Annotated in this window: 8 protein-coding genes; 4 read left to right on the top strand and 4 right to left on the bottom strand. The window is 68.6% G+C overall.

Annotated features, from left to right (window positions below):
• Positions 1-58 precede the first annotated feature (58 nt).
• The 4 genes from CA982_RS00445 (at position 59) to CA982_RS00430 (ending at position 9025) form a co-directional block, all read left to right on the top strand.
• Positions 59-598: a Dps family protein gene (locus tag CA982_RS00445; RefSeq protein WP_086533389.1), complete on the top strand. Its 540-nt coding sequence runs from the start codon at positions 59-61 to the stop codon at positions 596-598.
• 324 nt (positions 599-922) lie between these two features.
• On the top strand, positions 923-2131 hold the full coding sequence (locus tag CA982_RS00440; protein WP_086533388.1) for a DICT sensory domain-containing protein: 1209 nt from the start codon (positions 923-925) through the stop codon (positions 2129-2131).
• 92 nt (positions 2132-2223) lie between these two features.
• A complete protein-coding gene (locus CA982_RS00435) occupies positions 2224-5589 on the top strand; it encodes an arabinosyltransferase domain-containing protein (RefSeq protein WP_086533387.1) in 3366 nt (1121 codons plus the stop codon).
• On the top strand, positions 5582-9025 hold the full coding sequence (locus CA982_RS00430; protein ID WP_086533386.1) for an arabinosyltransferase domain-containing protein: 3444 nt from the start codon (positions 5582-5584) through the stop codon (positions 9023-9025). The genes CA982_RS00435 and CA982_RS00430 overlap by 8 nt, the downstream gene beginning before the upstream one ends.
• A gap of 318 nt (positions 9026-9343) precedes the next feature.
• Here the strand turns inward: CA982_RS00430 and CA982_RS00425 are convergent, their stop codons facing one another.
• The 4 genes from CA982_RS00425 to CA982_RS00410 all read right to left on the bottom strand — a co-directional run bounded on the left by CA982_RS00425 (position 9344) and on the right by CA982_RS00410 (position 19557).
• Complete coding sequence (locus CA982_RS00425; protein ID WP_086533385.1) at positions 9344-10894, bottom strand: acyl-CoA carboxylase subunit beta; 1551 nt, start codon at positions 10892-10894, stop codon at positions 9344-9346.
• 50 nt (positions 10895-10944) lie between these two features.
• The gene (gene pks13, locus CA982_RS00420) at positions 10945-16269 is read right to left on the bottom strand and encodes a polyketide synthase Pks13 (RefSeq protein ID WP_086533384.1); all 5325 of its coding nucleotides are present in this window, start codon (positions 16267-16269) and stop codon (positions 10945-10947) included.
• Positions 16270-16385: 116 nt separating this feature from the next.
• Positions 16386-18287, bottom strand: a complete 1902-nt coding sequence (gene fadD32, locus CA982_RS00415) for a long-chain-fatty-acid--AMP ligase FadD32 (protein ID WP_086533383.1) — start codon at positions 18285-18287, stop codon at positions 16386-16388.
• Positions 18288-18546: 259 nt separating this feature from the next.
• Positions 18547-19557, bottom strand: a complete 1011-nt coding sequence (locus tag CA982_RS00410) for an LLM class F420-dependent oxidoreductase (protein ID WP_086533382.1) — start codon at positions 19555-19557, stop codon at positions 18547-18549.
• Between the last annotated feature and the right edge of the window lie 66 nt (positions 19558-19623).

Below are 19623 nucleotides of genomic sequence, written 5' to 3'. Positions count from 1 at the left end.
CCGTCACTCATGGCTGCGAGACCTCGTCAGGTCGGGCCCACCGGCCTAATTTCGAGTCATGCCTTCATTCACCGCACCTGGACTCAGCAACGACGCCGCCAACGAGGTCGTGGGCATTCTGCAGGAACGCCTCAGCGCGCTGAACGACCTGCACCTCACCCTCAAGCACATCCACTGGAATGTGGTCGGCGCCAACTTCATCGGTGTGCACGAGATGATCGACCCCCAGGTCGAGCTCGTCCGCGGCTATGCCGACACCATCGCCGAGCGGATCGCCACCCTCGGAGCTGCCCCCAGGGGAACCGCCAAGGCCATCGAGGACGACCGCTCGTGGAGCGACTACTCGATCGGGCGCGACACGGCGCAGGCACATCTGGGCGCCCTCGACCTCGTCTACGACGGGTTCATCACGTCGCACCGCGACGGCATCAGCAAGATCGGCGACATCGACCCGATCACCGAGGACATCCTCATCGGCCAGACCGCCGAACTCGAGAAGTTCCAGTGGTTCGTGCGCGCGCATCTCGAGAGCTACACCGGCGAACTCACCCACGCCGGCGCCAGTGGTGAGAAGGAAGCGGCCGACGCAGCCCGCTGACCTCGCCGGACAAGACCGAGTAGCGGGTCACCACACCCCCGGACCCGCCCCCGGAGCCGCGGTCGCGACCTTCCGCCCCGTTGGTCGCGACCGCGGTGACACCTTTCCTGTACCGACTACCCCGAACAGGCACTGCTACTCGCACCAGGACTCACAGCCGAATACGTTGCGCCGCTTGGGACCATGAGCCCCAAGGGCTTCTCGAGCATGTCCGGAGCGCGCGGTTTGTTACGCTGGCCACAGGCTCAGGCCGCGAACAGGATGTGAAGCAACCGCGTCCACCAGATCGATCGGGGCGCTTCTCGCTTCGACGGGGAGGCACGTGTGTCCGAAACGCGATCATTCACCCTGTTCGATGATCTGGAGCTCCATATGCAGTTCGCGCCGGTCTGCCGGCTGTCCGACGGTGCTCTGGCCGCCGTCGAACTGCAGCTCCGAGGTCCGGCCGGAACCCGTCTGGCCACCGCCGCCGCGCTCAAGCGCGCGGCCCGCCTCGTCGAAGAACATCCCGTCCTCGACGAACGCAAGCGCAAGATGGCCGCGTCCCAGCGTGCACAGTCGCTCGCCAAGATCCTGCCGCTGCTGGTCTCCCTCGACCTCGATCTCATCGACAACCTCGACGCCGACACCGCGCGCAGTCTCGAACGCCACGTCATGGTCATCCTGCCCGACGCCGTTGAGCGCAGTCCGCAGCGGACACTCGCCCGGGTGGCCCGCGCCCGCGCGGCCGGCAAGATCATCTGTGTCGACGGTCTCGTCCGCAGCGAGCACGCGGCCACCCTGCTCTCGCTCGTCGAGCCCGACATCATCGTCACCGGTGCCGAGTTGCTCACCTCGCGGACCAGCTCCGACGCCGCCCATCTCGCCCACGCGCTCGCCGCGCACACCGAGCGCAGCCACGCCGTCGTCATCGCCGAGGGCGTCGACGACGAGGACAGCCGCATCACCGCGCAGACCATGGGTGCCGCCTTCGGTATCGGCGACCTCTACCCAGCCGTGACCGACCCCTCGGTTCTCGCCAGCCGCACCGTCGTGCCACTTCCCGAGATGCCGGTCTGGACCACCCCGGGTCCGGAGAAGTCCACGCCGTACCGCATCGCATCGACCTCCATCTCCCCACGCATGGGCAACAAGCGCCTCCTCATCGAGATGAGCAAGGCACTGGAGGAGCAGGCCGCGATCGGCGGTGCCGCGATCGTCCTGGGCACCTTCCAGTTCGCCGAGCACTTCACCTCGCGGACCGCGAAGCGGTGGCGAGAGATGTCGGAGAAGACGGGTCTCGCCGGGGTCTACGGCGTCGGACTCCCCGACATCCGAGACGGGAACGTGCACCGCGCGCCCCTCGACGCGGACGACGACCTCATCAACGAGTGGAACGTCGCGGTTCTCGGACCGCACTTCGCGGCGCTGCTCTCGGCGCGTGACCAGCACGACGCCGGGCCCGATCTCGAGCGGACCTTCGAGTTCGTGCAGACCTATGACCGTATGACCGTGACCCAGGCGGTGCACTCGATCCTCATGCGGTTCTCCTGATCCGTATCGCGCGCCGCGATCTGTAGCGTCAACGGGCTGACAGCGGCATTGCCGGTACGAGAATCGGTCAGGGGATTTGGGTTTGTCACAGCATGGCTGACTACGATGCGCCTGTGCCGAAGTCGCCTGAAGTGTCCGCTGGCAACGCCGACACCACCGCCGAAGACCCTGCGCAGCGCACGTCCGGCGGACCCCGCTCCCGCACCGTCGCCCTCGTCGCCGCAGTCGCCGGTCTCGTCGCCGTCGTCGCGGGGGTCCTGACGCCGTTCCTGCCGGTCAGCACGTCCGCCGCGTCGATCACATGGCCACAGCAGACGGGTGCCTCGGCGTCCATCACGGCTCCGCTGGTCGCGCAGACCGCTCGCGACGTGGCGATCACGATCCCGTGCCGCGTGCTGGAGTCGACCCCCGGCGATACCTCCACCGTGGTGCTGTCGACGATGCCCGCGGCCGCGTCCAAGGCCCGCGACAACGGATTGTTCGTCGTGGCCGACGCCGCCGGTGTCACGGTCTCCAACCGCAACAAGACCCTGGCGTCGGCGCCGCGCGAGGTCCTCGCCGGCTGCTCCCAGCTCAGGGTCTTTTCCGATGCCACGACGACCGGCGCCCAGTTCGTCGGCCTGCCCCCGGGCCCGGCCACCGCGGGCGGCGGCGACGTCGGCCTCGCCGAGCCGTCGTCGAACCCGCAGATCGCCGGTGTCTTCACCGATCTCACACCCGAGCAGGTCCGGTCGGCGCCGGGCTTCGCCGTCCGACTCGACGTCGACGACCGCTTCGATTCCTCACCGTCGATCCTCAAATGGGTCGTGATGGTCGTCGGCGTCGGTGCCGCGGTCGCCGCCCTCGTCGCCGTCGGACGTCTCGACCGGATCCACGGCTACCACCGCCGCGTCGGGCGTCGACTCCGGTGGCGCACTGTCCTCAAGCCCGGCCCCACCGACATCGGCGTCACGCTGACGCTCGTGCTGTGGCACTTCCTCGGCGCCGGATCGCCCGACGACGGTTACATCCTCAACATGGGGCGCAACGCCGCGGACGCCGGATATCTGGCGAACTACTACCGCTTCTACGGCATCCCCGAAGCACCGTTCGACTGGTACTACAACTTCCTCGCGTACTGGTCGACCATCTCGACGACCGGCCTGTGGATGCGGCTCCCGTCGCTGTTCGCGGGTCTGGCCGCCTGGTTCATCCTCAGCCGGGTCCTCCTACCCCGCCTGGGGGGCGCCGTTCGCCGGTCACAGTGGGCGATGCTCACCGGCGCGGCGGTCTTCCTCGCGTTCTGGCTGCCGATGTGCTCGGGTCTGCGCAGCGAGGGCATCATCGTCCTCGGCACCCTGGCGACCTGGTGGGCGGTCGAGGTCACGGTCTCGACGCGGCGGATGCTGCCGGCCGTCATCGCCGCGTTCACCGCCGCACTGACGCTCGCCCTGGCCCCGCACGGTCTCGTCGCGCTCGCCCTGCTCATCGCGAGCGCCCGGCCCATGCTCCGCATCCTGGTCCGACGCCGTGCCGAAGACGGGCTCCTGCCGCTGCTCGCCCCGCTGCTCGCCGGTGTGGCGCTGGTCGTCATCATCGTCTTCCGGGACCAGACACTCGCGACCGTCTTCGAAGCCCTGCGTATCCGGTACTCGGTCGGTCCGACGCTGGCCTGGTACCAGGAACTGCTCCGCTACTACTTCCTCGCGGTGAACACCACCGACGGCGCCCTGGCCCGACGCATCCCGGTCCTGCTGTTCGCGGTGTCCATGTTCGTCGTGCTGGCGATCATGCTGCGGCGCAAGCGGATCGACGGAATCGACCCGGGGGCGGTGTGGCGGGTCCTGGGTGCCTCCCTGCTCACGGTCCTGTTCCTGTCGTTCACCCCGACCAAGTGGACCATCCAGTTCGGCATCTTCGCCGGTCTCGGCGCCGCATTGGCCGCCGTCGCCTGCGTGGCGATCGGCCAGGCAGCACGTCGCACGCTGCGCAACCTGTCCATCCTGGTCGCCGGACTCCTGGTGGCGTGCGCGGCCGCCTCGGCGGGCAAGAACGCGTGGCCGTGGCCGGCCGACTTCGGTATCGCCTGGTTCGACAAGGCACCGGTCGTCGCCGGCATCCAGGTGTCGACCGTGCTACTCGCCCTGGCGGTGGTGGCGCTGCTGTTCGCGATCTGGCAGCACCTCCGGATGGACTTCGTCGACGAGACCGGCCTCGCCCATGATCGCGGGGCGGCGCCGTCCGGCTGGCGGATCGGTATCGCTTCCGCGCCCATCGCGGTGATCGCCGTCCTCATCGTCGTGAGCGAGCTCGCCGTGTTCGCCAAAGCCGCAGCCGGCCGCGCGGACACCTTCACGATGCTGTCGGCAAATCTCGACTCCGCGCGCGGAAACACCTGCGCGATGGCAGATTCCGTGCTCGTCGAACCCGATCCGAACCGGGGCATGCTGGCTCCGGCGGACGGCGGCACGGCGTCGTCCACCCTGCAGGGCCGGTCCGAGGGCTTCCGTCCCGACGGCGTGAAGGCGGATCTGACACCGCAGGCCGGGGCCCAGAAGCCCGGTGCGATGAACACCTCGGCGGACCTGTCGAAGACCTTCATCGTCTACGGCAGCAATCCGGGCACCACCGGCGGCGTGGGCCCGCGTGGCGTCAACGGCAGTACCGCCGCGCTCCCGTTCGGTCTCGACCCGGCGACCACCCCGGTGCTGGGGAGCCACGAGACCACCAGTGGTCAGGCCACTCTCACCACCGGTTGGTACCGCCTACCCGCGCGCGACTCCTCGCCGCTGATCGTCATCACCGCCGCCGGCGCGGTCTTCACGCTCGACCGGGACGGTGTCCCGAACTTCGGGCAGGCCCTGGAGGTCCAGTTCGGTACAGAAACCAACGGTCAGTTCGAAGAGGTCGGTGCCCCCGCGGTCCCGATCGATCCCGAACGGACCAACCGCCCATGGCGCAACCTACGGATCCCGATGGACCGCGTGCCCGCCGACGCGACCGTGATGCGGATCGTCGCCCGGGACAACAACCTCGACCCGGATCAGTGGCTCGCCGTCACACCCCCGCGTGCGCCGGTCCTACAGACCCTGCAGGATGTCGTCGGCTCCACCGATCCCGTCCTCATCGACTTCGCCGCCGGCGCGGTGTTCCCGTGCCAGCGACCGATGACCGCCCACCACGGGGTCTTCGACGTCCCGCAGTGGCGCATCCTGCCTGAGTCGTGGATCGCCAACTCACAGTCGAAGACCTGGATGGCCGCCGAGGACGGCGGACTGCTTGCGCCGGTCGAGGCGCTCACGCGGCCGTCGACCCTCGCCACCTACCTCGACAACGACTGGTATCGCGAGTGGGGCAACCTCCAACGGCTGACCCCGCTGGCGCCGCAGGCACGACCCGCGGAGGTGGAGACCGGGACGACGACCACGTGGAGATGGTCGCGCCCGGGTCCGATCAGGGTGGTGCCCGAAGATGACTGACCGCAGCGACTCGCACGCCGACCCGGCGAACCCTCACCCCGGAGAGAACCAGGCAGACGTGGCAAGCACCGACACTTCCCCCGGCCCGAGTCCGTCCCCGACCGTGCCCTCCGAGAAGACCGGCCGCACGGGCTTCGCGGAACGGCACGCCGGCGCCGCACGCATCGTCGCGATGGCCGCGGGTGTCGTCGGCATCCTGCTCGCGCTCCTCAGCCCGTTCCTGCCGGTCGACTACACGAAGGCCGAACTGACCTGGCCGCAGCAGGGTTCGGTGGCCAACGTCGCGGCCCCGAACGTGTCGTTCGTCCCGGTCTCGATGGACGTCGGGGTGCCATGCGCACTCGGGGCGTCGCTGCCCGCGTCCGGCGGCGTGCTGTTGTCCACGGTGCCCGAAGGCGGTGCGGAGGCGGGCAAGGTCGGGCTCTTCGTCCGCGCCACCGCCGACTCGCTCCAGGTGGTGCAACGAAATGTCGTGCTGCTCAGCACCCCCCGGGCGGCCGCGCAGAACGCACCGGACTGTCGCATCGTCGTCGAGGCCGACACCGAGGGGACCCGGGGCTCCATCCAGGGCCTGCCGAACGACAACGAGACCGACGCGATCCGGTCCTTCGATCTCCGAGATCCCAACGCCCGCCCGCAGATCATCGGCGTGTACTCGAGCCTGCCGGCCGATGTCAGCACCGACGGACTGTCCTTCCGGTCCACCATCGACACCCGATTCGTCTCCACCCCCACGACTCTCAAGTTCTGGCTGCTGGTTCTCGGCATCGCCTCGACGATCCTGTCCCTCGGCGCACTGGCCGTCCTCGACGCCCGGGATGCGCGCGGTCATCACAAGCTGTTCCCGGCGGGCTGGTGGCGGGTTCGCCCGGTCGACGGAGTCGTCACACTCGTGCTGCTGATCTGGCTGTTCGTCGGCGGGAACACGGCCGACGACGGTTATCAGGTGACCGTCGGCCGGATCGCCGGCGAGGCCGGCTATCTCGACAACTACTACCGCTATTTCGGGGTCCCGCAGGACCCGTTCGGCTGGCACTACCACTATCTGTCCGCGTGGATGGAGATCAGCACCGCGACGCCGTGGCTGCGTCTGCTGCCGTTCCTGTTCGCGATGGCCTCGTGGTGGCTGATCAGCCGTGCCGCGATCCCCCGTCTCGGACGTGCGGTCCGAGAGTCGACGCCGGCGATCTGGGCTGCGGCACTGGTCTTCCTGGCCGTGTGGATGCCGTACAACAACGGTCTGCGCGTGGAGCCGCTCATCGCGCTGGGCACCCTCTTCACCTGGGTGTGCGTCGAGCGCGCGATCGCAACGGGCCGGTTCTTCCCGCTGACGATCGGCATCATCGCGGCCGCGTTCACTCTCACGATCCACCCCACCGGCGTGATCGCCTCGATCGCTCTCATCGCCGGTATCCGCCCGCTCATCAAGCGTTTCGCGGTGCGCCGCAAGCGTGACGGGCTGTGGCCGCTGCTGTTGCCGATCCTCGCCGCCGGGCTCGCGGTGATGTTCGAGATCTTCGCCGACCAGTCGCTCGCGCCCATTCTGGAAGCCGTCTCGGTCAACGGCCAGGTCGGTCCCACCAACAAGTGGTGGGAAGAGCCGATGCGCTACTACATGCTGATGAACCCGACGGCCGACGGCGGCATCGCCCGGCGCTTCGGCATCCTCATCGTGTTCACCTGCTTCATCCTGGTCGTGGTGATGCTGCTCAACCGGCGACGCCTGCCCGGCATCGCGACCGCTCCCACATGGCGTCTGGTCGCGATGGTCGCCGGGTCGGCCGTGCTGATGGCGTTCCTGCCGACCAAGTGGACCCACCAGCTCGGGGTGTACGCCGCGATCGGTGGCGCCCTCGCCGCGGTCGCGACCGCCTGTGCCGACCGCACCATCATGCGGCGCCGGCGTAACCGGACGCTGTTCGCCGCCGCCTGCGCGTACGTCCTGGCGCTCGCGTTCTCCGGACGCAACCAGTGGTGGTACGTCGGCAGTTACGGGATCCCCTGGCGGGACGCGGTTCCCGATGTGCGCGGCATCCCGCTGTGGACGGGCATCCTGGCGGTCGCGATCGCGCTCACCGCGCTCGGTCTGTGGCAGCACTTCAGGGACGATTACGTCGACGACGCCGCCCGGGCCGGACGGTCGCGATCGGTGTTCGCCCGACTGCGGAGCCCGTCGATCATCGTCGTGTCGACCATCATGCTGTTGTTCACGCTCGTGTCGTTCGCCAAAGCGGACTGGACACAACGCAACTCGTGGTCGTGGTTGAGCTCGAACGTCAACGCCCTCCAGGGTCAGCCCTGCGCACTGGCCGATGCCGTTCTGGTGGAAGACGATCCGAACGCGGGCCTACTGGCGCCCGCCCGAGTGGCCGGGCAGCGCGACCGGTCACCGGGCGCGGCTCTCGCCGGCACCGGGATGGAGGGTTTCGACCCCAACGGGGTGGCCTCGGACCTGTCCGAGGAGACCGAGGAAGAAGGCGGGGAGTCCTCGTCGGGCACCTCGACCGCCGAGGTCGATCGCACCCAGTCCGATCCGACCGACGACGGCAGCGGCGCAACCGACACCACCACCGGGTCCAGCGACACCAGCGGCGGACGAACCGCGCAGGCCGGTGTCAACGGGTCGACGGTGAAGCTGCCGTTCGGCCTGTCGCCGAGCGAGACCCCGGTGCTCGGAACATACAACTCGCCCAGCGGTACCGGACGTCTCACGTCCGACTGGTACCAGCTGCCGGCGAACTCCTCCGGCGAGCAGCCACTCGTCACGATGTCGGTGGCCGGACAGGTCGAGTACGTCGACGACCTGGCCGTCACCCGGCCCGGACAGCGGGTGCGCCTGCAGTTCGGTCGCGTCGCACCCGACGGCACGGTGGCACCGGCCGGACAGATGGTCCCGCTCGACATCGGCGGAGCACCCGAATGGCGCAACCTCCGCTTCCCGATGGATCAGGCGCCCCCGGGCGCGACGGTGGTCCGCGTCCTCGCCGAGGACACGTCGACACTCCGCGATCAGTGGCTGGCCGTGACCCCGCCGCGCGTGTCCTCGATGGTGACGCTCAATTCGCTCGTGGGCAGCGAAGATCCGGTGCTCATCGACTGGGAGGCCGGACTCGCCTTCCCGTGCCAGCGCCCGGCTCGGGTGAAGAACGGGGTGCTGGAGACGCCGGAGTGGCGGATCTCGCCGGACCGCGAAGGCGAGCGCGTCAACTCACAGCGCTGGATGGCCGGCGACTCCGGCGGCCCGCTGGGCATCATCGAGAACGAGTTGCGCCCACGCGTGTACCCGTCCTATCTGCGCAACGACTGGGCCAAGGACTGGGGCATGCTCCAGAGCCTGACCCCGATCCTCCCGCAGACCGACGCGGAGCTGACCATCACCACCGACACCCACAACGGACTCTGGACACCCGGACCCATGCGAGCGGTGAAGAACTAGGGGTTGTGCGTCCCGCTCCCTGAGGAGCGAGCGTGCGAGCGTCACGAAGGGTCACGAAGGGTCTGCTGACCCGGTTGCCCGGACCCTTCGTGACGCGCCCTCCGCAAGCTCCGGGCGCTCCTCAGGGAGCAAAGGGGGCCGCCGCTGGCACTCCCCGCACCACAGGGAGCAAAGGGGCCGCCGCTGGCACTCCCCGCACCACAGGGAGCAAAGGGGCCGCCGCTGGCACTCCTCGCACCTCGGGGAGCGGGGGCCGGCGTGGACCACGAGAGAACCCCCGATCCCTGAGGAACGGGGGTTCTGCGGGGCGCCGTAACGCTAGATCGGCATCAGGAAGTGCTTGCGCGGGGTCTTGAGGACCTCCTTGTCGCGCAACTGCGCCAACGCCTTCCGGAGCTGCAGCCGGGTCTCGGCCGGCTCGATGACGGCATCGACGTACCCGCGCTCGGCGGCGAGGTACGGGGTGGCCATCATCGTGTTGTAGAAGTCGATGAACTCCCGGCGGATCTTGTCGGCCTCGGCGGCCGAGAGTCCTTCGGTCTGACGCCGGGTCAGCACCGCGGCCGCCGATTCGGCGCCCATGACCGCGATCTTCGCCGTGGGCCAGGCGAAGTTGATGTCGGCACCGAGATGCTTGCTGCCCATCACCGCGTAGGCGCCGCCATATGCCTTGCGCAGCACCACGGTCACCTTCGGGACGTCGGCCTCGACATAGGCGTAGAGGAAGCGTCCGGAACGTCGGATGGTGCCCTTCTGCTCCTCCGCGAGGCCGGGGAGGATGCCCGGTGTGTCCACCAGGAACACGAGCGGGATGTTGAAGGCGTTGCAGATGCGCACGAATCGCGTCGCCTTCTCCGACGAATCGGTGTCCAGCACTCCCGACATCACGCTCGGCTGGTTGGCGACCACACCCACCGAACGCCCGTCCACCCGGGCGTACCCGGTGATGATGTTGGGCGCGAACAACTCTCCGACCTCGTGGAAAGCGCCGTCGTCGAACAGCTTGATGATGATGTCGTGCATGTCGTACCCGGCGTTGTCGTTGTCGGGCATGAAGTCGTTGAGCGACAGGTCCGATTCGGTGATCTCCGGTTCGAGACCCGGGTTGACCACCGGCGGCCGCTCGTAGGCGCTCGACGGCATGTACTGCAGGTACTCGCGAACCCAGTCGAACGCGGACTTCTCGTCGACGGCGACGTGATGGATGTTGCCCCAGCGCGCCTGGTTGTGGGCGCTGCCGAGGTCTTCGGCCGAGATCTCCTCGCCGTTCACCTGTTTCAGCACGTCGGGGCCGGTGACGAACATGTACGACTTGTCCTCGACGGCCACCAGGATGTCGGTGTTCGCCGGGGTGTACACCGCGCCGCCGGCGCACTTGCCGAGGATCACCGAGATCTGCGGCGCGAGACCGGAGAGCAGGTCGTTGCGACGGCCCATCTCGGCGTACCACGCGAGCGAGGTGACCGCGTCCTGGATACGCGCCCCGGCGGAGTCGTTGATACCGACCATCGGGCAACCGATCTTGCCCGCCCACTCCATCAGCGAGGCGACCTTGCGGCCGAACATCTCACCGACGGTTCCGCCGAAGACCGACTGGTCGTGCGAGAAGGCGGCGACCGGGCGCCCGTGCACCAGGCCGTGCCCGGTGACCACACCGTCGCCGTAGCCACTCTCGGCCGCACCCGGCATCTTCGCCAGCGCACCGATCTCGACGAAGGTGCCGGGATCGAAGAGCATGTTCAGACGCTCACGGGGAGAGCAGATCCCCTTCGCTGCGCGTTTGGCCAGCGCCTTCTCACCTCCCGGTTCCCGGGCGGCCTCCAGCTTCTGGCGGAGGTCGGCGAGCTTGCCTGCGGTGGTGTCAGTCACGGTGTCCCACTTTCTACGCAACCGCTGTTTCCGATGAGCAACAAGTGACGCTACTTCTCGTCGATCCGTCCGAGCCGCGCGCCCAGATCGGCCCCGATCCTGGCGATGTACGGCTCGTCGACGATCGACAGGTGGTCACCGCCGACGTGGATGATCTCCAGGTCGTCGACGACCTCGCCCCAGCGGCCGTCCTCGTCGATCTCGGCCCACTGCGGCTCGAGTTCGATGGCCCCGGCGTGCATCTTGTCGGCCCGGTAGAGGACGACCTTGCCGTCGTAGGGCTCGGGGGCGATGCTGCTCAGCACCCGGTTCTCGATGAACGAGGTCCGCTGGTGCTCGATGATGCCGCCGGGGATCTTGGTACCCGACATCGACATCATCTCCATGATGATCGCGAACTGCCCCTCGTCGTCGGCCTCGACGAGGCGATCCATCGGGATCGGCACGTCGGGGTCGAGATCGTAGTTGCGGATCGCGAACTCCTTCCAGCGCTCGAGCCGTGCCCGCTTGCTGTCCGGGGTCTCGGTCATGTCCTCGCGGGGACGCACCACGTCGATCAGACCGACGAAGGCGACCTCTTCACCTGCCTCGCGCAGGAGTTGCGCGACGCCATAGGCCAGGGCTCCACCGAACGACCAGCCGACCAGCACGTACGGCCCGTGCGGCTGCAGCTCGCGCAGGCGCGGAAGGTATTCGCGCACACGCTCTTCGATCGTCCCCTCGATCCCACGATCGAACCCGATGACCGGCCGGTCCGCGGGCAGACGCTTGAGGAGTGCCTCATATGCCGATGTGTTGCCGCCCGCAGGGTGGAACAGCAGGATCGGGGTCGGATCGCCGGCGGACGGATCGTAGACCTTCTTGCCGTCCGGGACCAGACGCAGGTAACGCAGGAAACCGTCGGTCGACGCGCCCGCGTCGAGGTGCTCCCGAACGTAGTTCGACATCTCCTCGATCGTCTCCGAGTCGAGGATGTCCTCGACGTCGATGTCGCCTCCGGTGCGCTCGTTCAGCCGGTCGGTGAGCTGCTGGGCGACGTCCTCCGACAGGACCGGCAGCTTGTTGAAGATGCCACCGGCCGAAGCCTTGGTGACCACCGCGTACGTGCCGAAGGTCAAGCGCTCGGCGGCATCTCGCGGCGGCACGTCCGAACCGGCGGCCTCGGCGACGGCCCGTTGCGACGTGATGTCCGTGGTCGCCTGCGGTGCTGCCTGATTCGGTGTCGGCTTCGCCGGGGCCTCCGGTGCCGGCGGCGTCGGCGCCGGCGAGTCGGCCACCGCCGCCTCGACGTCGGCCGCGTCCTCGGCGACCTCGAGCTTGCGCTCCGGCGACTCCTCGACAGGCTCGTCCTTGGCGTTCTGCTCGTCGATGTAGGCGTTGAGGGCCGCGGTGTCGAGTTCGCCCCCGTCACCCGCCTGCGCGAGGTCGTCGAGCTGATCGCGGTGCGTGACCGCGAATTCGACGAACTTCTGCACATCGGCCAGATTCGCCTGGCGCATCGCCTGCAGCTGGAGCTGCGGGATGTCGAACTCGTACTCGACGCGGTTCTTGATGCGCACCGCCATCAGCGAGTCGAGACCGAGTTCGATGAGCGGGATCTCGCGCGGCAGGTCCTCCGGGTCGTACCCCATGGACTCACCGACGATGATCGCGAGACGATCACCCACGGACTCACCGGATTCCGGACTCCACTTGTTGCCGATGTCGTCGACGACCTCGTCTTCGACGACCACCTTGTCGTCGGCGAAAACCGCGGCGCCGGCACCGGTCTGCACCGCGTCGGCCGGCGCGCTCTCGGCCGATGCGTCGGGATCGCCCGTGACGACCGCCTCGAACAGCAGCCGGAAGTTCTTGTCCGCCTTGGTGGTGTCCGGGCGGGCGTGCACGGTGACCGAGCCGCCACCGGGGTGCGGGCTGAGCGTCGTGGTGACGGTGCCCGTCGTCGGGACCTCGCCATGGGTCACGGCCGCGCCGACGGTCGCATTGGCGAGCACCTGTCCGGCCGCCGCGTGGACGAGCGCGCGCGGGTCGGTGACCGCCGCGGCATTCACCTCCCACGCGTGCCGGCCGTCGGGCAGCGCCACGTGCGAACCGGGGATCTTGCCGGCCGAGCCGCCCGAGGAGATGTTGGCGGTGAGCCAGAACTCCTTGCGCTCGAAGCGGGTACGCGGGATCGCGGCATGCTCGCCGGTCCCGAACAACGATCCGACGTCGACCGGGTGACCGTGGACGTAGAGCTTCAGCAGCGCGTTGACGAGACCGAAGCTCTCGTCCTCCTTGCGCCGCAGTGTCTCGATGAGCTCCGCATCGTGCAACCCGGCCGAGAAGGTGACCGCCGCAACGGAGATCAGCACTGCCGGATTCGGCGAGAGCTCCAGGAAGGTGCGGTGCCCGTTCTCCACCGACTTCGCGATCGCCTGGCTGAACCACACGCTGTGGCGCAATCCCTTGGTGAAGTAGTCGATGGTGTGGACGGGCTCGTGACCGGCACGGTAGAAGACCTCGCGGTCGACCGAACTGTAGAAGCCGGTGGTGGGGCGCAGCGGCTCGATTCCGGTGAGTTCGTAGGCGAGTTCGCCCAGCAGCGGGTCCATCTGCGAGGTGTGGCTGGCGCCCTTGGTCGCCAGCTTCCGGCCGAGCTTGCCTTCTTTCTCGGCCCGCTCGACGATGGCGTCGACCTGCGACTCCGGTCCGCCGATGACGGTGTGGGTCGGCGCGGCGTAGACGCAGATCTCGAGGTCGGGGTAGTCGGCGAGAACGTCGCTGATGTCCTCCGCGCTGTACTCGACCAGGGCCATCAGTCGGATGTCGTCGCCCTGCAGCATCGACTCGCCCTCACCCATGAGGCGCGAGCGCTGGCAGATGACGCGCGTCGCGTCGGCCAGCGAGAGTCCGCCGCTGATGTAGGCCGCGGAGGCCTCACCCATCGAATGCGGTACCAGCACACCGGGTTCCGCACCGTGGTGACGGAGCGTGTCGGCCAGTGCGACCTGGATGGTGTAGATGCCGACCTGGCTCGTCTCGATCCCGTAGGTCTGCTCGTCGTCGACGAACATCTCCGCGATCGAGTAGCCCAGTTCGTTCTGCACGTGCTCGTCGACACGGTCGACGTACTTCGCGAAGATCGGGTTCTCGGTGTAGAGCTGCTTGGCCATCTTGCGGTGCTGCGAACCGAAGCCCGACAGCAGCCAGACTGCCGATGCCGCGTCGGGCGAATCCGACGAGTAGACGATTGGGTTGCTCTTCCCGTCGGCGATCGCGCGAACGCCGGTGAGCGCGTCGTCGTGGGTGCGCGCCATCACGACCGCGCGCGAGCGCCCGTGGTTGCGGTGAGCCAGTGCGCGTCCGATGTCGGCGAGCGGTGTCGACCGGCCGGCGTCGGACTCGAGCCACTCGAGCAGGTCTGCGGCGGCCTTGCGTCGACGCGACGGCAGGAATCCCGAGATGACCAGCGGCACAACCGAACCCTCGACGGCACACGGCGCGAAGCCGGCAGCGGGGTCGGGGGCGGTCTCCTCGACCACCGGGTCGGAGTTCCTGGCCTGGGCGGCGAGCACGGCCCGCTCGGCCTCGGTCAGGAACTCGTCCTCGTCGGTTTCGACAGGCTCGACCAGCGAGGAACGGTCGGGTTCACCGGGGAGCGCCGACGACGCCGGGAGTTCGGCGGCCGCGGCCGATTCCGCCGGGGCGGACCCGGGAGCCAGATCCCCGGGCAGCACCTCGCGCACGACGACGTGCGCGTTGGTCCCGCCGAAGCCGAACCCGGAGACACCGGCGACGGCGTGGCCGGAGTAGCGCGGCCATTCGGTGTTCTCCGGGATGACCCGCAGGTTGTTCGCGTCGAACTGGATGTACGGGTTGGGTCCGCTGTAGTTCCGCGAGGCCGGGATGACGCCGTGCTGCATCGCCAGGACGACCTTGGCGAGGGCGCCGGCACCGGCGGCCGACTCCATGTGGCCGTAGTTCGTCTTGACCGATCCCAGCAGCATCGGCTGCTCGGGGGCCCGGCCCTTGCCGACGACGCGGCCCAGCGCATCGGCCTCGATGGGGTCACCGAGGATGGTGCCGGTGCCGTGCGCCTCGACGTAGTCCACCGAGCGCGGGTCGATCGCGGCGTCGGTGTACGCACTGCGGAGCACGTCGACCTGCGCCTCCGGGTTGGGGGCGGGCAGACCGTTCGACCGGCCGTCGGAGTTGACCGCGGAGCCGGCGATGACCGCCAGGACCCGGTCGCCGTCGCGCCGGGCGTCGGACATCCGCTTGAGAACGAGCAGACCGCCGCCCTCGGCGCGGATCATCCCGTCGGCGTCGGCCGAGAAGGCCTTGATGTGACCGTCTTTCGCCTGCGCTCCGATGCTGTCGAAACCGAGGCTGGCGGCCGGGTTGATGATCATGTTGACGCCGCCCGCGAGGGCGACCTCCGATTCGCCGGTACGCAGGCTGCGGACGGCCTGATGGACCGCGACCAGGGACGACGAGCACGCGGTGTCCAGCGCCACCGACGGGCCGCGGAAGTCGTAGAAGTAGGAGACGCGGTTGGCGACGATCGCGGTCGACGTGCCGGTGAGCGCGTACGCCGCGGTGTCCTGGGCACCTTCGCCGAGTCCGAGGGTCGCCAGCAGCTGGTAGTCGTTGGTCGACGTCCCGATGAACACACCGACCGGCGCGCCCTTCAGGTCGCTGGGCGGGATGTGCGCGTGTTCGAGCGCCTCCCAGGTCAGTTCGAGCGCCAGGCGCTGCTGCGGATCGACCATCTCGGCCTCGCGCGGACTCATCTGGAAGAAGTCGGCGTCAAAAGTCCGGACGTCGTCGAGGTAACCGCCGTGGGTGTTGGCGCTCTCCAGGACCTCGGCCAGGCGCGGATCGGCCTTGAACTCGGTCCAGCGGTCCTCGGGCAACTCGGAGATGCCGTCGACACCGCCGAGCAGCGCCTCCCAGGTGGACTCGGGCGTGGTGCCCGACTTCGGGAACCGCGTCGAGAGTCCGACGATCGCGATGTCGTCGTCGGCGGTGCGCTCACGCTGCCAGAAGGTGTCCGCGTCGCCGTCGAGACCCTCATCCGGATCACCCTCGATGATCCGCTGCGCGAGCGTCGCGATCGTGGGGTGGTTGTAGACCACCGTCGCGGTGAGGATGACCCCGGTCTTGTCCTCGACGTCGGCGGCGAGCGCCACCGCGTCACGGGACGAGAGACCGAGCTCCTCCATGGGACGGTCGACGGCGATCTGTTCGACGGGGAGCCCGGTGGCCTGTGACACCCACTCGCGCAGCCAGTCACGAAGCTGGTCGACCGTGAGGTCACCGGCGGTCTCACCGTCGGTGCCGGACGCGGCGGAATCGATGGTGCGGGCCTCGTCGGTATTCAGTTCAGACATCGCTTCCAGACTACTGATCTCGGGGCACCTGAACTGGTGCCGGGTGCTTTATGAGCCCGCGGGATGTCCGGGCGCGGCAACTCGACGCACTCACCCCGCCCGGGCCCGCGGGATCGCTACTCGGCGTCCGGGAACGCCGTCTGCTTGTAGCCGCCCCGGAGGCTGCCGTCGATGTAGGCCGCACGCGTCGCGCGACGGGCGATCTTGCCCGACGACGTGCGCGGGATCGAGCCGGCCGGCACCAGGAGGACGTCGCGGACCATCACGCCATGACGCTGGGCGACCGCGGCACGCACGGTGTCGGCGACCTCCTGCGGGTCGGCCTTACGGCCGGGTCCACGCTCGGCGACGATGACCAGCTGCTCGGACGCGTCATCGGCGTCGGGCTTCAGGCCGCTGCCCGCGAACTCGAACACCTCGCCGGGCAACTGGTTGGCCGGCACCGAGAACGCCGCGACGAAGCCGGGGCGCAGTGCGTCGCTCGCTTCCTGCGCGCTGTACTCGAGGTCTTGCGGGTAGTGGTTGCGGCCGTCGACGATCACCAGGTCCTTGACGCGCCCGGTGATGTACAGCTCGCCGTCGAGCCAGACACCGAAGTCGCCGGTCCGCATCCAGATCGCGTCCGCGGGCGCACCCTCGGCGTGGCTGTTCTCCGGGAGCGGGGTGACCAGCTTGTTGTGGAAGGTCTCCTCGGTCTCCTCGGGCTTGTTCCAGTACCCGGCGCCGATGTTCAGACCGTGCAGCCAGATCTCGCCGACATGACCGTCGGGTTGTTCGGTCGCGGTCTCCGCGTCGACGATCGTGGCCCACTGGCTCACCGCGACCTGGCCGCAGGACACCTGCGCGACCGCGTTGGGCGCGTCGGCGTCGACGAGGGTGAAGCTACCGGCGTTGAGATCGTCGCGGTCGACGTAGACGATCTTGGCCTCGTTCTCGCGCTGCGTCGCGGAGACGAACAACGTGGCCTCGGCCATGCCATAACAGGGCTTGATGGCCGTCTTCGGCAGCCCGTAGGGCGCGAAGGCCTCGTTGAACTTCTTCATCGAACTGACGGTCACCGGCTCCGAGCCGTTGATCAGGCCGATGACGTTCGAGAGGTCCAGCTCTTCGCCGTCCTTAGGCAGACCGCGCGCGGCGGCGTGCTCGAAGGCGAAGTTCGGCGCGGCGGCGAAGGTCTCGGCGCCGTCGGCGGCCGCGGCGAGCTCCTTGATCCAGCGACCGGGACGACGCACGAACGCCTGCGGGCTCATGATCGTGATGTACCGACCCCCGAGCGCGGGCAGGATCACGGTGAGCAGACCCATGTCGTGGAACATCGGCAGCCAGGTGACGCCACGCGCCTTCCGGTCGATGCCGATGGTGTCGGAGATCTGCAGCACGTTGGCGGCGACCGCCTGATAGGTGATCTCCACGCCGGCGGGGACACGCGTCGAACCCGAGGTGTACTGCAGGTAGGCCACCGTGTCCTTGTTGTGGTCCTGACCGGCGACCGGTGCCACCCAGCTCGACCCCACCGAATCCGGGACCGCATCGACGGCGATGACGCGCGGGCGCTCCTTGGCCGGCAGCGGCGCGAAGAAGTCGCGGACCGCCTCGGCGGACTTCGTCGAGGTCAGGATCGCGGTCGGCTTGCAGTCGTCGAGGACCGCGTGCAGGCGGTCGGTGTGGCCGGGCTCGTCCGGGGAGAACAGCGGCACGGCGACGTTGCTGGCGTAGAGGGCCGCGAAGAAACCGATCACGTACTCGAGCGACTGCGGCGCGAGAATCGCCACGCGGTCGCCCGGCTTCGTCACCTGCTGCAGACGAGCCGCCACCGCGCGCAGGCGCTTGCCGAACTGCGCCCAGGTCAGATCCTGCGGCTCGCCGTCGCGCTCGCGGCTGTAGTCGATGAACCGGTAGGCCAGTGTGTCGGCCTGCTCGCGGACGTTCTGCTCGACGTAGTCGACCAGGGTCGCTTCCTCGCTGAAAGAGATGTTCCCGGTCTCATCGAGAAAATCTTCGAGTTCAGTACTCAGCATTCATTACTCCTGTGCCCCCTCGTGGACTCCCCCACGCGGGCGCAGATCTCCGGCGAGGTCTTGGCGACACCACCACGCAGTCCTGCCGTCCACGTCCTGTGCCGACCGCGGGATACGGTAGCGCACGTCCAGTTACCCAACGAAAAAACTCGCGTTCGTCATGCTCGGTTTCGCATGAGTGCGCGTCGCCCCTCGACGCGCACCCCCCGGGTTCACCGACCCGTCACCTCGCTGTTGAGTCGCGAGACCGTCGGCCATCCTACTCCCCCTTCAATTGCGCCAGCACGGGCGCAAAAGCATCCATCTGCGTCGGGAAGACCCCGACGTAGGACATGGTGGTGCGGCGGCGCACTTCCCGGATCTGGTCGGCGATCTCGTCGAAGCTGCCGATCGCGATGTACGGCGAGGTCAGCACGTCGTCGACGGTGAACTCCGTGTCGTGCGCGATGTTCGGCGGATAGCCCTGTTCGAGAGCCTTCAGCGCCATCTCGGCGGTGGCGACCCGGTCGTCGGTGATGACGATGACGGCGATCGTCCAGTTCAGCTCGAGATCGTCGAACCGGTCGCCGGCGGCTTCCCGGATCCGGTCGACACGCTCGGCGGTCTTCGCGATGGTCATGTCCGACAGTTTCATCTTGCCGTCGGTGGTGGTGCCGGGAGCGACCGAGATGATGTCGGCGTGCTTGGCGGCCAGCGCCAGCATCTTGGGTCCGCCGCCGCCCACGGCGATCGGCGGACGCGGTCCCTGCCTCGGCCGAGGACTGCCCTCGAGGCCGTTGATCTGGTAGAACTCGCCGTCGAAGTTCACCGTCTCGCCACGCATCAGGCCGTCGAGGACCGTCAGCGCCTCGTCGAGGCGGCGGATGCGCACACCGGGCGACTCGAACTCGATGCCGGCCTTGTCGAATTCCTCTTTCATCCAACCGGCGCCGATGCCCAACTCGAGACGTCCCTTGCTCAGGACGTCGATCGTGTTGGCCTCCTTGGCGAGCAGTGCCGGGTGGCGCCAGCCGTTGGCGAGCACCGAGGTCGCCAGGCGGATCGTGCTCGTCGCCTGGGTCAGCGCGCCCAGCGCCGCGAGCGGTCCGACCTGGTTGCCGAGATGGTCGGGCACCGCGAAGGTGTCGTAGCCGTATTCCTCGGCGGTCTGCGCGAGCTTGACGAACTTGCGGGCACCGCCCTCGTCCTTGTTGCCCTCACCACCCGCGCCGAAGCGGAACTTCCGCAGACCGGAGGAGGCTCCACCGGCATCGCTCGGGGGTTGCGTCATCGCTGTCCTCTCGTCGTGGTCGCCGGCTGGGTGAGGTCGCGTGCGGCATCCGCCGGCATCCGCGGT

It is taken from the genome of Gordonia lacunae, from assembly GCF_002149015.1.
Lineage (GTDB): Bacteria > Actinomycetota > Actinomycetes > Mycobacteriales > Mycobacteriaceae > Gordonia > Gordonia lacunae.
This window is presented reverse-complemented; position numbering and strand designations above follow the sequence as displayed.